This window comes from Aquimarina sp. Aq78 (assembly GCF_900299525.1).
Classification (GTDB): Bacteria; Bacteroidota; Bacteroidia; order Flavobacteriales; family Flavobacteriaceae; genus Aquimarina.
The window spans coordinates 78,472-92,412 of record NZ_OMKA01000014.1; the positions used below are offsets into that span (position 1 = coordinate 78,472).

Sequence of the window (13,941 nt, forward strand, 5' to 3'; positions counted from 1 at the left end):
GGTATCTTTATTGTGAAAAAGAAAAGATACATGAAGTTCGAATTGGAATCAGAATTCAAACCTACTGGAGATCAACCAGAAGCAATACGACAATTAGTTGAAGGTATTGAATCTAACGAAAAATACCAAACGCTTTTAGGTGTAACAGGGTCAGGAAAGACTTTTACTGCTGCTAATGTAATTCAACAAGTACAGCGGCCAACTCTAATATTGGCACATAATAAGACATTGGCCGCACAGCTTTTTTCAGAGTTTAAACAATTTTTTCCTAAGAATGCCATAGAGTATTTTGTTTCCTATTATGATTATTATCAACCAGAAGCTTATATCCCTACTTCAGGAACCTATATCGAAAAAGATTTATCAATCAATGATGAGATCGAAAAACTACGTCTAAGTGCTACATCTTCGCTCTTATCAGGAAGGAGAGATGTTTTGGTTGTCGCTTCTGTATCTTGCTTGTATGGTATTGGTAATCCTGCAGAGTTTAAGAAAAATGTGATTTCAATACAATCAGGACAATTTGTATCCAGAACAGCTTTATTACATCGCCTGGTACAAAGTTTATATTCGAGAACTGAAGCCGAGTTTAAACATGGAAATTTTAGAATAAAAGGAGATACCGTTGATATTTTCCCAAGCTATGCCGATGATGCATTTAGAGTTCATTTCTTTGGAGATGAAATTGAAGAGATTGAATCTTTTGATGTACAGACCAATACTATTATTGAGAAATACGATCAACTGAATATTTATCCTGCCAATATGTTTGTAACCTCTCCCGATATATTACATAATGCAATTGATCAAATTGCGCTCGATTTAGGAAAACAGGTAGAATATTTTAAAGAAATTGGAAAACCACTGGAAGCCAAACGACTAGAAGAACGTACCAATTTTGATCTGGAAATGATCAAAGAACTTGGGTACTGTTCTGGTATTGAGAACTATTCTCGTTATCTCGATGGTAGAAATCCAGGTACACGACCATTTTGTTTACTCGATTATTTCCCTGATGACTATTTAATGATTATTGATGAAAGTCATGTCACTATACCTCAGACACACGCCATGTATGGTGGTGATCGTTCTAGGAAAGAGAATCTGGTAGAATACGGTTTCAGGCTTCCTGCAGCAATGGATAATAGGCCTTTAAAGTTTGAAGAACTCGAAGCGATTCAAAATCAAGTCATGTATATCAGTGCTACGCCAGCAGATTATGAGTTACAAAAAAGCGAAGGAACTTATGTTGAACAAATCATTAGACCAACAGGGTTATTAGATCCTGTAATAGAAGTTCGTCCAAGTCTAAATCAAATTGACGATCTCATCGAAGAGATGCAAAAACGAATTGATTTGGATGAACGTATCCTTGTTACTACGCTAACCAAAAGAATGGCAGAGGAATTAACAAAATATCTTACCAGAATTGATATACGTTGTAGATACATTCATAGCGATGTAGATACACTAGAACGGGTAGAAATTATGCAAGATTTACGGAAAGGTATTTTTGATGTATTAATAGGAGTAAACTTACTACGGGAAGGTTTAGATCTTCCTGAAGTATCATTAGTAGCTATTCTAGATGCTGATAAGGAAGGTTTTTTAAGAAATAAAAGATCATTAGTACAAACTGTGGGTAGAGCAGCAAGACATGTAAATGGAAAAGCAATCATGTATGCCGATAAAATTACAGATAGCATGCAAAAGACTATTGATGATACAGAATACCGACGACAAAAACAGATAGCTTACAATACCAAACATGGCATTACACCAACTGCAATTAAAAAATCTCTGGATAATGCTTTAGCTGGTAAAAAGGTAGAGCCTTATACTTTTGAAAACGCCCCTACCCTACAAGCTGCGGAAGAAGAAACGGCATACTACACCAAAGAACAATTAGAGACACGAATCCGAAATGTTCGTAAGGAAATGGAAAATGCCGCCAAAGAATTAGATTTTATGACTGCAGCACGTTTACGGGATGAGATTAAAATGTTGCAAGATAAGATACAGGACCAAAAAGTGTAATTTTTAGCAATATTATCATGGTATGAATCTTTAGATTATCATGCTATTAAAAAAACATAAGACCATTATGAATAACATTTCAATTGAAAGATTTATTGAAGGAATACCTAAAGTAGAACTTCACCTACATATCGAAGGAACATTCGAGCCAGAATTAATGTTTAAAATTGCAAAAAGAAACAACAAAGAAATTAAATACTCTACAGTAGATGAATTAAAAAGTGCATATAGCTTCAACAATCTTCAAGAGTTTCTTGATATCTATTATGCTGGTGCCAATGTATTGATCGAAGAACAAGATTTTTATGACCTCACCTGGGCGTATCTTACCAAAGTCCATACACAAAATCTTGTGCACACAGAGATTTTTTTTGATCCTCAAACCCATACCGATAGAGGTATTTCATTTGATACCGTTATTAAAGGAATTTATCGTGCATTAGAGGATGGTAAAGAAAAACTAGGGATTACCTACAAATTGATTCTTTCTTTTCTACGGCATCTAGATGAAGCTTCGGCATTCGAAACATTGCAACAAGCATTACCATACAAAAAATGGATCAGCGGAGTTGGTTTGGATTCTTCTGAAGTAGGAAATCCACCTTCAAAATTCGAACGTGTTTTTGCTAAAGCAAAAGAAGAAGGTTTTATAACTGTAGCTCATGCAGGAGAAGAAGGGCCCGCAGAATATATCTGGGAAGCTATTAATTTATTAAAAGTAACTCGCATTGATCATGGTAACCGGTGTTTAGAAGATGATCGATTAGTAAAGCTACTAGCAGATTTACAAATACCACTAACATTATGCCCTTTATCCAATCTTGAGCTAAAAGTGATTGACGATTTAAAAAAATACCCTTTACCAGAAATGATGGATAAAGGTTTATTAATAACAATTAATTCTGATGATCCAGCATATTTTGGAGGATATATGAACGAGAATTATATTGGTCTTGCTCAAGCACTTAACCTTTCTAAAAAACAAATTACAGAGTTAGTTAAAAATAGCTTCAAAGCAAGTTGGTTATCTGACAAAGAAAAAGAAGAGAAAATTATACAGGTTGAAGCGTATTTTCAAAATAATTAAATTTCCATACTTGTATAGAAAACAAAGATTAAACAATAAATAAAATAGTACATGCCGCATTTCATATTAGATTGCTCTGAACACATTATTCAATTAAAATCACCCGAAGAAATTATACAAGCCGTATACGACGCGGCTGACGCTACCGGTCTTTTTACCACAGGTGATATTAAAGTAAGAATCAACCCCTTTAAATACTACACTGTAGGAAACACTAAAGATGATTTTATTCATGTTTTTGGTAACCTGATGGAAGGTAGAGATGATAATCAAAAAGCTGATCTTTCTAAAAAAATAGTCAGCACATTAAAAACGATGTTTCCCGATGTCCCTATTCTCTCTATTAACCTTAGAGAGTTTGAAAAGTCATCTTATTGTAATAAAACAATGGTGTAATCAACTTTAAAACATAAGTTTCCTGTCTGTTTTTCAACTTTTTCAACAAATTGATTATCGAATAATATAGGGTAAAATTTGCCCCTTATTTGATAAAAGAAATAAACCAAATAGCTTTGCTCTGTAATCTTTAAACATAAAAACAAATATGAGGAGAGGAGTAATACTACAAGGAAGTTCAAAAAGTAATGGAAACACAAACAAAATAGCATTATTTATAAAAGAAAGAACTGGATTCGACATCATAGATTTGAAATCTAAAAATATAGGCCCTTTTGAGTATGATTTTAAGAATAGGGGTGACGATTTTTTACCTACAATAAAAGAGATCGTTGAAAACTATGATACACTTATTTTTGCCACACCAGTATATTGGTATGCAATGAGTGGAATAATGAAAACTTTTATGGATAGGATAACGGATTGCATAAAAATCGAAAAAGAAACCGGAAGAAAGTTAAAAGGAAAAAAGATGGGAATGATAAGCTGTGGTTCGGGATCAGAATTAAAAGAAGGTTTTACAATGCCATTTATAGAAAGTGCAAATTATCTTGGCATGCATTATTTAGGAGATATCCATACATGGATAGAAGACGAGAATATTCCAAAGCAATTACAGAATGATATAAATGTTTTTATTTCTGAAAAGATAAAAACAGAGATTTAAACAAAAAGAGACTGTCTAAAATATATTTTTTAGATAGTCTCTTTACAAAAAGTTACATACATACTTCTAAACTACTTATTTCCATACTAATGAGAAATAATTTTACTTAAAACTGAAAACGATATCCGAAATCAGGAAAAAAACCAATTTGATCTACTTGATCTACCTGATTAGTCAAACGGTTGTAACGACGCGTAAAAATATTTTCATTATTTGTTACATTTTGAAGATCAACATAAAACTGGTGAGAACGTTTTTTTGATTTACTATTAATTTTGTATCCAAATTTCACATCCAATCTAAAATAATCATCATTTTGCTCACTAAAAGCCAAGTCCTCCCTTAACACTTGATAACCCGCTAACTGAGAAGCCTCTAGATCAACAGGGGTAAAATATCTCCCTCCAGATACTGTTACCTTAGTATCAAAAAATAATACATCTTTCTTCGTCTTACCGATAGTGAATTCTTTTCCCGCAAGAAGATTTGCCACATATCCATTATTAAAAGGTGTATTTCGTTCTATACCATCACTTCCTTCATACTTACTTTCGAATAGCGAAGTGGTTAACAATCCATAATATCCATCACTAAAAAACTTCTCTAAGGTTAATTCTACCCCCTGATTAAAACCCGTACCTTCATTAACCAGCGATACCCTATCGTTTTCGAATCCAAAATTTGCTCCTTCTGTTAAAGAAGAATAACTTGATGAAAAAGATTCTACAGCGGCATTACTAACATCCTGATAGTACACTTCTATTTTACCTCTCCAGCCTTTACTAATTCTTACATCATAACCCAATACATAATGATTACTTCTCACAAAATCAAGATCCTGATTGGTCTGTAAGAGTTCCCCATTAACATCTTCATTTAAAAACAATAATGGCAAAGAAACTGGTTGATGATGTAATCCATACCCTAAACTAAAGCGATGATTTTGATTAACTTTATAAGAAAGTCCTGCTCTGGGTTCAAATACAAATTGCTCATTTAAAGTACTATACTGCCCGTGTAGCCCTGCATTTAATGTTAGTTTCTCTGTAAGTCTGAACTGCCCCTGAATATACGGTTGAATAATACTTAGGTTTTCATCTATATCTGTAAATGTAAATAGGTCTGGATCTCCATCTCCATTACTATCGGGTTGTTTTTCACGGTCACGCTGTAGAAGTTCTACACCAAAATTCTCTACCAAAACTCCGGTTCGAAGTGTACTTTTACTACTTAATTTAGAATTAAAAAGCGTAGAAAACGTAAGTCGTGATTCTGTGTTATCAGCCTCTGTATATTTTATTATACGTTCTTGAGGGGTATTTTTTTCAATAAAACGATCCGCCTGAAATTCATTAGTTGCAAAAGACCCAGCCACTGTTGTTCTTAAAAAAGAGGATGAGCCAATATTGATCTGGTGTTTTAGGCCAATCACTCCAAAACCAGAATCTGCCTTAGAATTTTCATCTTCGGCAGCAAATAGATCATCTTCATCTATATCATCTCCCAAAAATTCAATATCTGAAAAACCAATAATTCCAAATAATGAAAAGTTACCTAATTTACTTTTTCCAAAATCAACATTAAACGAAACATCGTAGTAATTTGGTGTAGCTGATGTTCCTCCTGCCCCGATTCCTAATATACTTACCAATGAATATCTTCCAGACACTAAAAATGAACCTTTATTTTTCCCTAAAGGCCCCTCTGCCATTGCTTCTACTCCACTAAAGACACCAACCTGGCCAGCAAATTCGTAATCATCTATATTTCCTTTTCGAAATCCTAAATCAAATACTCCTCCGATTGCATTACCATATTCTGATGGAAATGCTGATGTTATAAAATCAGAATTTTTTAAGAGATTTGGATTAAGTGCAGACACTGGTCCTCCTGTAGTACCAGCTGTTGAGAAATGATTAGGACTTGGTATTGGCACTCCTTCTAATCGCCATAACAATCCAACAGGAGAGTTACCCCGTATTACAATATCATTTCTACTATCATCGGGAGAAGAAACACCTGCAAAATTTGCTGCCAAACGGCCAACATCACTTCTTCCTCCAGAAAAACGTGTTACTTCCTCGACTCCAAACTGTCTGGCCGAAACAGATGTAAGTTTATTTATAGCCTGAGCTTTGTTTGTTTCTGATGTAATAATAACTTCATCTAATCGGTCAAAAGCTTCTATAAGTGCCACATTAACGGCAGCATCCTTACCAGAAGTCACTACAATATTAGGTATCGTAATCGATTCGAACCCTATATAACTTACTCGTATTGCTTGACGGCCAAGGGGTACATTTTCTAGTGTAAAATATCCATCCATATCGGTTACTACCCCAATAGCTTGTTCTACATTTAATAATTCAATTGTAGCTCCTGGTAGAGGGCTTTCAGATTGTTTATCAATTACAAGACCTTTAATTATTCCTGTTTGTGCACTTGCTACGTATCCTAGTGCAATAATAAATATAAAAGTGATTTTTTTCATGATTTGATTACTATTTTGCTCAAATCTGTGATTTCTTTTTTAACTCCTAAAATTAAAAATACCCAATTGGTGTTTTTACCCGTGAAATGTCAAAAACAAGTTTGAATAGTATAAAATGAAGTAATATCCTGTGTTATCAGATCAAACTTTGTTTAAAACAATTCAGCGTTTTATTTAACAGTTGAATATATCTATAAATGTTTATTGTGTATCTGTTGTGTATCTTTACAATACTATTAAATAAGAACACATCTATTATTGATTTTCACACATGATATCTAAAGCATACATAAAGAAGTTTACATTTCGCTTTATCGTTATAAACGTGGTTTATTTCCTTATTAAATCGACTATCGATCATAATGGTGATGTTACAGAATTTGATGCTACTAGTTTATTTTATTATTTAACTGCTTTTTTCCTTTTTATATTCACTTGGGAGACCAATGACTGGTTAATACGACGGGAGATTAAACTTAATCAAGGTAAAAGCCTGGATCTAAATAATGGAATGAAAATTATTGCTATAAATATGGCAATTTTTATCCCTATAGCCGCTTTACTATATTATTTGGCAATTTTTGAATTTAATCATGTTTGTGAAATTAATACCGATAAACCCTGGTTACGATTTAGGATAGATTTTTTCAGAGCTACACTCTTAGGTTTCGCCGTTGTTATTTTTAATCTTTTCTATTATTCTTTAAAACAGAAAAAAGAAATGGAAAACACAATGAATAAGCTAAAAAAAGAGGTCATGACCTCTAAATATAGATCTTTAAAAAATCAAATTAGTCCGCATTTTTTGTTCAATAGCTTAAATACTCTTACATCATTAATGTATCAAGACAGGGATTTGGCTTCTGATTTTGTATCAAGACTAGCCACATGTTACAGATATATCCTAGATAACCGTGAGGCTGATCTGGTAAGTCTGGAAAAAGAATTAAGTTTTCTCGACTCTTTTATATTTATGATGAATGTAAGGCACGAAGGAGCACTTAGTATTACTACTCATATTTCTGTTAACCCAAAAAAATATGTAATCCCAACATTATCAATACAAATGCTTGTAGAAAACGCTTTAAAGCATAATTATTACTCTAAAGAAAGACCTTTGGAAATTAGTATTATTTCTATTGAAAAAAGCAGTATTGTTATTCAGAATAATTTACGTGTAAGAAAACAAAAAGAGGAATCTACACAATTAGGACTTAAAAATATTAAGAAGAGGTATTCTTTTTATACAAATCAAGAGGTATTAATAGAAACAGAGCATGAATATTTTAAAGTTACTCTCCCTCTATTGACCAAAGATATAAATGAAGTTACCATGATAAAAGTTTCATAAAATGACTGCTGTAATTGTTGAAGACGAAAATATAGCCTCTAAGCGTTTGGCAAACCTCATCGAAGAATTGGCTCCGGAAATAAAAATTGCTGGTCAAATCACTTCTGTAGAGAATGGACGACATTGGTTTGAGAATAACCCACTCCCCGATCTAATATTCTTAGACATTCAGTTAAATGATGGATATGGATTCGATATTTTGGATACACTGGAAGATCATCCCCCTATAATATTTACTACAGCATATAATGAATATGCCATAAGAGGTTTTAAGTACAATGGGCTGGATTATCTTTTAAAACCAATTGATAAAAAAGATTTAAAAAACGCTCTCGCCAAATACAAAAAGAGTTTTACAGAGTCTGATAAATCAATAGATGATGCAAAATTCGAACGCATCAAAAACTTGTTTGTGAAAGAATACAAACGTCGTTTTATGGTTAAGGTCGGAAATCAATTTAACACCTTTAGTGTTGATGATATTGCTTATTTTAAGTCTCATGAAGGAATTATTTTTTTGCACTCTCACACTGGAAAACAATATCCTATTGAATACACTATAGATCAATTAGAAGAAATTCTAGACCCTGTTCATTTTTTTAGAATTAATAGAAAATTTATGATTTCTGTTAAAGCTGTGATCGAGATCCACAGTTATTTTAATAGTCGATTATTATTGAAAATGAGGCCTATGGATGATGAAAAGATTATTGTTTCCAGAGAACGGACTACTAATTTTAAAAAATGGCTTGATCTTTAATTTACAGGTAGTGAAAAAAATCATCCAAGCCATTTTTATCCTATTAAATATTGTGATAGGTCTCTATCCTTTTGTATATCTTTTTGTGAATCGAGAATTTGGTTTATTAAGTTCGAAAAGTAGTGACTTACTTGTGGATACCATTTGGAATATTGCCTTATATAGCCATATCTTTTTTGGAGGTGTTGCACTACTGGTAGGTTGGATTCAGTTTAATAAAAAAATAAGAATCTCTCGATCAGAATTGCATAAACGTATTGGAAAAATCTATGTGACTATGGTCTTTATAAGTGGAATTTCGGGAATTTATATTGGCTTCTTTGCTACAGGAGGAATTATTGCATCTCTTGGATTTATATGCTTAGGAATACTTTGGGTATATACTACCTATAAAGCGTATTGGTATGCCAGAACTGTCCGGATATCCCAACATCAAACTATGATGTATTACAGTTATGCGGCCTGTTTTTCTGCAGTAACACTTAGAATATGGTTACCCATACTTATTATGCTTATTGGAGATTTTATCATTGCATACCAAATAGTAGCATGGCTTTGCTGGATTCCGAATCTTATTTTCGCATATTATCTTGTAGGTAAAATCAAATCCAGGTTAGTTGTAAATTCTATTTAAATATCACTATAAAAAATGCCCCTGGTATATCAGGAGCATTTTTACATTAGTAAATATTTAAAATCTTTATACTATTCTTCAGAATCGTTAGACTTTTTTTTAGGTTTTAAACGCTTAGCATCTTTAAGACTTTTATGTATCATCCATTCTAATTGCCCATTAACACTCCGAAATTCATCATCAGCCCATTTCTCAATCGACTTAAATGTTTCTGGGTCTATTCTAAGAACAAATGATTTTTTCTTACTCATAAATTACGAATGTAATGTTCCAGTATTAATTACTGGTGTTGCTTCTTTATCTCCGCACAAGACAACCATCAAATTACTCACCATAGATGCTTTCTTATCATCATCAAAATCTATAATATCATCTGCAGATAATTTGGCTAAAGCATCTTCTACCATACCAACAGCTCCTTCTACTATTTTTTTACGAGCTGCTACGATAGCTACTGCTTGTTGCCTTTTCAACATCGAACTTGCTATTTCTGGCGCGTATGCCAAGTATCCAATTCTGGCTTCCAGAACTTCTATTCCAGCAATGGCCAGACGTTCTGTTATTTCATTTTCTAAAGCTTCATTTACTTCATCCATACCAGATAACAATGTTACTTCCTGTTGCCCATCGGCAAAATTATCATACGGATAAGAACCTGCAAGTTTTCTTACTGCTGCATCAGTTTGTACTCTTACAAACTCTTCGTACTGATCAACATCAAAAGCTGCTTTATATGTATCTGCTACCTTCCACACCAAAATTACATTAATCAAAATTGGATTACCAATTTTATCATTCACTTTTACCCGTTCGCTATAGAAGTTTCTAGCTCGCAAAGAAATTCTTTGTTTCGTAAAAAAAGGATTGGCCCAAAAGAAACCATTATTCTTTACTGTTCCTTTATACGCTCCAAATAACACCATTACTTTAGAACTATTCGGGTTAACAATAAAAAAACCTTTAATGATAAACAATATTACCATTATAAGAATTATAAATAAGGGATTTTCACTTAGAAGCAAACCAGTAACCATCCCCATTACAACTAACATAAGTAGACCTAACATTAGATAGCCACTACTTGCTTTTATATTTTTTTCGTATTTCATAATAATATCATTTTGATATCACAATAATACGAATATTTTTTTAATATTCTGAGAAATGCCTAAATATTAACTATTTAAAGAGGTAAAAATTCCTTAGTTAAATTATTGCATTTTAGACTTGGGCTAAAAAACAAAAACGCCCTTTATATCGAAGAGCGTTTTTGAAACATTAACTAACTAAATCTCAAATCAATCAAATCATGAAATCTCAATCAACCGTTTTGGTTGTACTTTTGCCTCTTCTTTTTTAGGGAGTTTTACCAATAGCACTCCGTTTTCGTATGAAGCTTCAATCTTGTTACCATTTACCGCTTCTGGCAAGCTAAATGAACGTTTAAATGCATTGTACCCAAATTCTTTTCGGGTGTATTTTCCTTTTTCATCCTTAGTTTCTTTTTCTGATGTGGTTTCAGAAGAAATGGTAAGCACATCATTATTCAGTTCAATACTAAAGTCTTCTTTAACAAGCCCTGGCGCAGCTAATTCTACCACAAAATCTTCATCTGTTTCTTTTACATTAACTGCTGGAGTATTTACACCAATTTTATTGATATTAGATGTTCCTCCAAGCCAATCGGTAGTAAAGAAATCATCAAAAAGAAAAGGTAATCTGTCTGTTTTTTTTAGTAAACTCATTGTATATTTTTTTAAGGTTATTCAAAATTTTAATTACAATGAGTGTATAGCAATTTGGATTCCATTTCAAAATAACAGACACTTTGTCATTATTTTGTATTCAAATAATGACATTTTGTCAAAAAACATCTCTCCCAGGATGACAAAACATCTTAAATAGTAAAAACCCGAAAGGATATTCCTTCGGGTTTTTAGCTTTAGGTTACAGAAACTTAATTATAAGTAAGTTTTATATTTTAAAATATAGGTCTTATCTCTTAAATAGATTTCAAAACCAGTATATACATAAATTCATATATTAATTATAAAAACGAGTGAAAATAGAGATCAATTCTTTTGGCGGAATTATTTTGTTCGGGTATTCATTCATTTTCTCCAGAACCGTATCAATTGCCTCTAATCTTAGCCCCATATGTAATCCTATTTCTTTTATCTTATGAATTTCTAATTGAGAAGTTTCTTGATCTATATTCATAAGCAGCACCAATCTATGAAATTGAAGAATTCTTTGTGATTCGGGCTGTAAATTCTTTTTTTCTACTCCTTTCTCTATCAAAACATCTACCTCTTCTTTTGTAATCTTAAGCTGCGATGCAATGACCAGAATAAAGTTATATTCTTGTTCTTTAAATTTTTTATCTGCTTTTGCAAACTGTATCATTTCAGAAAGCAAACTTAATTTCTCTTCTTTACTATACATAAACCAATTACTTTTTGCCGAAAATAGTAATTTTCAACTAAACCTATATAACATTCTTTATATTCAACTTCTGATTTTAATCCCATTTTCAATTCAAAAAAATATACCTTTGCAATATGGGTTTAACAAACAATGATATTTTTAAAAAGTTAAGGGTTGCACATAAATTACGCGATGACGATATTGTAAAAATCTGCGCATTGGTAGATTTTAAAGTTACCAAAAGTGAATTAGGTGCATTTTTCAGAAATGAGAATCATCCAAAATACATGGAATGTGGTGATCAAATATTACGTAACTTCTTAAACGGGTTAATTATTCATCTTAGAGGTCCGATGCCCGAAAAAAAGAAAAACTCGACAAAGGATAAGAACACAAACTAACGTTTTTTACCTCGAAATAAATGCTTAATTTGGTAGGACTAATATTTTTTATCCAACAATTACTCAACTTAAGTATCTATGCTTACCACAGCCGAAAAACAATTGTATAGAGAAGAGCTGTTCTGTCATTTAGACGGGATTGCTGTAGCTCCTGTTGCTTATTCTCTTTATAAAAACAATATTACCGATTATCTAATTAGCAATAAAGAAATATCAGTTTCACAAATTGCAGCATCTCATAAAACCAATGAAGGATATCTAAATATCGCTCTGCGCATACTAAGTGCTCAAGGCTGGTTGGATTATGAAGCAAATAAAGATGATGTAATTATAAAAACCAATGCGCTTTCTAAACTGGCTTTTGATCATTTTTATTTATATGAAGAGGTCGTTAACCTATTAGAATATTCTGGCAAATTTCACCCCCGGAAATTTGAATTAGAGCCTTTTCATAAACTCGAACAACTATTCAAAAAATATCAAAACCGCTTTGATTTAACCTTTGAAAAAGACAGTACAATTACTCAAATCCAAGATCAAGTCCTTAAACATATAGAAGGTATTTTGGTTGGACCAACTACTGTACATCTTGGTATGGGTGGAATGTTTCATAAATATTTTATGGAAGCTTCTTTTAGCGCTGATGAATACCACAAGTTTCCAGAAAGCTTTGACACCATTCTTACATTCCTAAGCCACCTGGGTTGGTTTAGCAAATCAAATAGCAACTATACTTTTACCAATAAAGGATTGTTTTTTGCTAAAAGAGCTTCTGCGTACGGCGTAACTGTTTCATACATTCCTATGTTTCGACAAATGGATGCTTTATTATTTGGCGACCCTAATGTACTATGGCCCCTTCAAGCTGATACTGAAATACACGTTGACCGAGAAATGAATGTATGGGGAAGTGGAGGCGCACATACTACATATTTTAAAAAGATTGATGAAATCATCATTAGCCTGTTTAATAAACCTCTGGATGAGCAGCCCAAAGGAATTCTGGATATGGGATGTGGCAATGGTGCTTTTTTAATTCACCTTTTTGAAGTCATCGAATCCAAAACACTACGAGGCAAACACTTAGATGACTATCCATTATTTCTGGTTGGAGCAGACTATAATAAAACTGCTCTAAAAGTCACCAGAGCTAATTTAATCCAAGCAGATATATGGGCCAAAGTTACTTGGGGAGATATTAGCGATCCTGATTTACTAGAAAAAGATTTAAAGGAAAACTATACTATAGCATTAAAAGATTTATTATCGGTAAGAACATTTCTAGATCACAATAGAATTTGGAATAAACCAACTTCACAACTGGACACTCCCAGCCAATCTACAGGTGCATTTGCTTATCGGGGAAAACGATTACTTAATAGCGATGTCGAACGAAACTTAAAGGATCATTTTAAAAAGTGGGCTCCTCATATTGAAAAATTCGGGTTAATTGTCATAGAATTACATACTATATCTCCAGAATTAACTGCTAAAAACCTTGGTAAAACTGCAGCTACCGCCTATGATGCTACTCACGGATTTTCTGATCAATATATTTTAGAAATTGATTCTTTTTTAAAAGTAATTAAAGAAGTAGGCTTACAAAGTGATGATAAGTACTTTTCTAAATTCCCGAATTCTGACCTGGCAACAGTAAGTATTAATTATATTATTGGAGAGTAGCAATCCA

General features: G+C 32.7%; 14 protein-coding genes. 9 read left to right on the forward strand and 5 right to left on the reverse strand.

Going from position 1 to position 13,941, the window contains the following annotated elements; all coding sequences use genetic code 11:
• Positions 1-30 precede the first annotated feature (30 nt).
• The 4 genes from uvrB to DG435_RS09445 all read left to right on the forward strand — a co-directional run bounded on the left by uvrB (position 31) and on the right by DG435_RS09445 (position 4,187).
• Positions 31-2,037, forward strand: coding sequence for an excinuclease ABC subunit UvrB (gene uvrB, locus DG435_RS09430; RefSeq protein ID WP_106794407.1), 2,007 nt, complete (start codon positions 31-33; stop codon positions 2,035-2,037).
• Between the two features lie 67 nt (positions 2,038-2,104).
• Positions 2,105-3,124, forward strand: a complete 1,020-nt coding sequence (locus DG435_RS09435) for an adenosine deaminase (protein WP_106794406.1) — start codon at positions 2,105-2,107, stop codon at positions 3,122-3,124.
• Between the two features lie 51 nt (positions 3,125-3,175).
• On the forward strand, positions 3,176-3,520 hold the full coding sequence (locus tag DG435_RS09440; RefSeq protein WP_106794405.1) for a 5-carboxymethyl-2-hydroxymuconate Delta-isomerase: 345 nt from the start codon (positions 3,176-3,178) through the stop codon (positions 3,518-3,520).
• Positions 3,521-3,668: 148 nt separating this feature from the next.
• Positions 3,669-4,187, forward strand: a complete 519-nt coding sequence (locus DG435_RS09445; RefSeq protein ID WP_106794404.1) for a flavodoxin family protein — start codon at positions 3,669-3,671, stop codon at positions 4,185-4,187.
• A gap of 106 nt (positions 4,188-4,293) precedes the next feature.
• Here DG435_RS09445 and DG435_RS09450 read toward each other — a convergent pair whose 3' ends face one another.
• A complete protein-coding gene (locus DG435_RS09450) occupies positions 4,294-6,678 on the reverse strand; it encodes a TonB-dependent receptor (protein ID WP_106794403.1) in 2,385 nt (794 codons plus the stop codon).
• A gap of 271 nt (positions 6,679-6,949) precedes the next feature.
• Here DG435_RS09450 and DG435_RS09455 point away from each other — a divergent pair, with 271 nt between their 5' ends.
• Genes DG435_RS09455 through DG435_RS09465 form a run of 3 tightly spaced genes read left to right on the forward strand, consistent with a single transcriptional unit; the run spans position 6,950 to position 9,423 of the window.
• Positions 6,950-8,029: a sensor histidine kinase gene (locus DG435_RS09455; protein ID WP_106794402.1), complete on the forward strand. Its 1,080-nt coding sequence runs from the start codon at positions 6,950-6,952 to the stop codon at positions 8,027-8,029.
• A gap of 1 nt (position 8,030) precedes the next feature.
• Positions 8,031-8,789 carry a LytTR family DNA-binding domain-containing protein gene (locus DG435_RS09460; RefSeq protein WP_106794401.1) on the forward strand — a complete coding sequence of 253 codons (759 nt, stop codon included), beginning with the start codon at positions 8,031-8,033 and terminating at the stop codon, positions 8,787-8,789.
• Between the two features lie 10 nt (positions 8,790-8,799).
• Positions 8,800-9,423, forward strand: a complete 624-nt coding sequence (locus DG435_RS09465; RefSeq protein WP_234387162.1) for a DUF2306 domain-containing protein — start codon at positions 8,800-8,802, stop codon at positions 9,421-9,423.
• Between the two features lie 71 nt (positions 9,424-9,494).
• Here the strand turns inward: DG435_RS09465 and DG435_RS09470 are convergent, their stop codons facing one another.
• The 4 genes from DG435_RS09470 to DG435_RS09485 form a co-directional block, all read right to left on the reverse strand.
• Positions 9,495-9,674 (reverse strand): hypothetical protein, encoded by a 180-nt coding sequence (locus tag DG435_RS09470; protein WP_024771257.1) that lies wholly within the window; start codon positions 9,672-9,674, stop codon positions 9,495-9,497.
• Positions 9,675-9,677: 3 nt separating this feature from the next.
• On the reverse strand, positions 9,678-10,532 hold the full coding sequence (locus DG435_RS09475; protein ID WP_106794399.1) for an SPFH domain-containing protein: 855 nt from the start codon (positions 10,530-10,532) through the stop codon (positions 9,678-9,680).
• A gap of 198 nt (positions 10,533-10,730) precedes the next feature.
• Entirely contained in the window at positions 10,731-11,168 is a 438-nt protein-coding gene (locus tag DG435_RS09480; protein WP_106794398.1) for an Hsp20/alpha crystallin family protein, read from the reverse strand.
• A 298-nt stretch (positions 11,169-11,466) separates the two neighbouring features.
• Positions 11,467-11,868 (reverse strand): hypothetical protein, encoded by a 402-nt coding sequence (locus tag DG435_RS09485; protein ID WP_106794397.1) that lies wholly within the window; start codon positions 11,866-11,868, stop codon positions 11,467-11,469.
• A gap of 116 nt (positions 11,869-11,984) precedes the next feature.
• Between DG435_RS09485 and DG435_RS09490 the strand changes: the two genes are divergently transcribed.
• Positions 11,985-12,251: a DUF1456 family protein gene (locus DG435_RS09490; protein WP_106794396.1), complete on the forward strand. Its 267-nt coding sequence runs from the start codon at positions 11,985-11,987 to the stop codon at positions 12,249-12,251.
• Positions 12,252-12,329: 78 nt separating this feature from the next.
• The gene (locus tag DG435_RS09495) at positions 12,330-13,934 is read left to right on the forward strand and encodes a class I SAM-dependent methyltransferase (RefSeq protein ID WP_106794395.1); all 1,605 of its coding nucleotides are present in this window, start codon (positions 12,330-12,332) and stop codon (positions 13,932-13,934) included.
• The last annotated feature ends 7 nt before the right edge of the window (positions 13,935-13,941 follow it).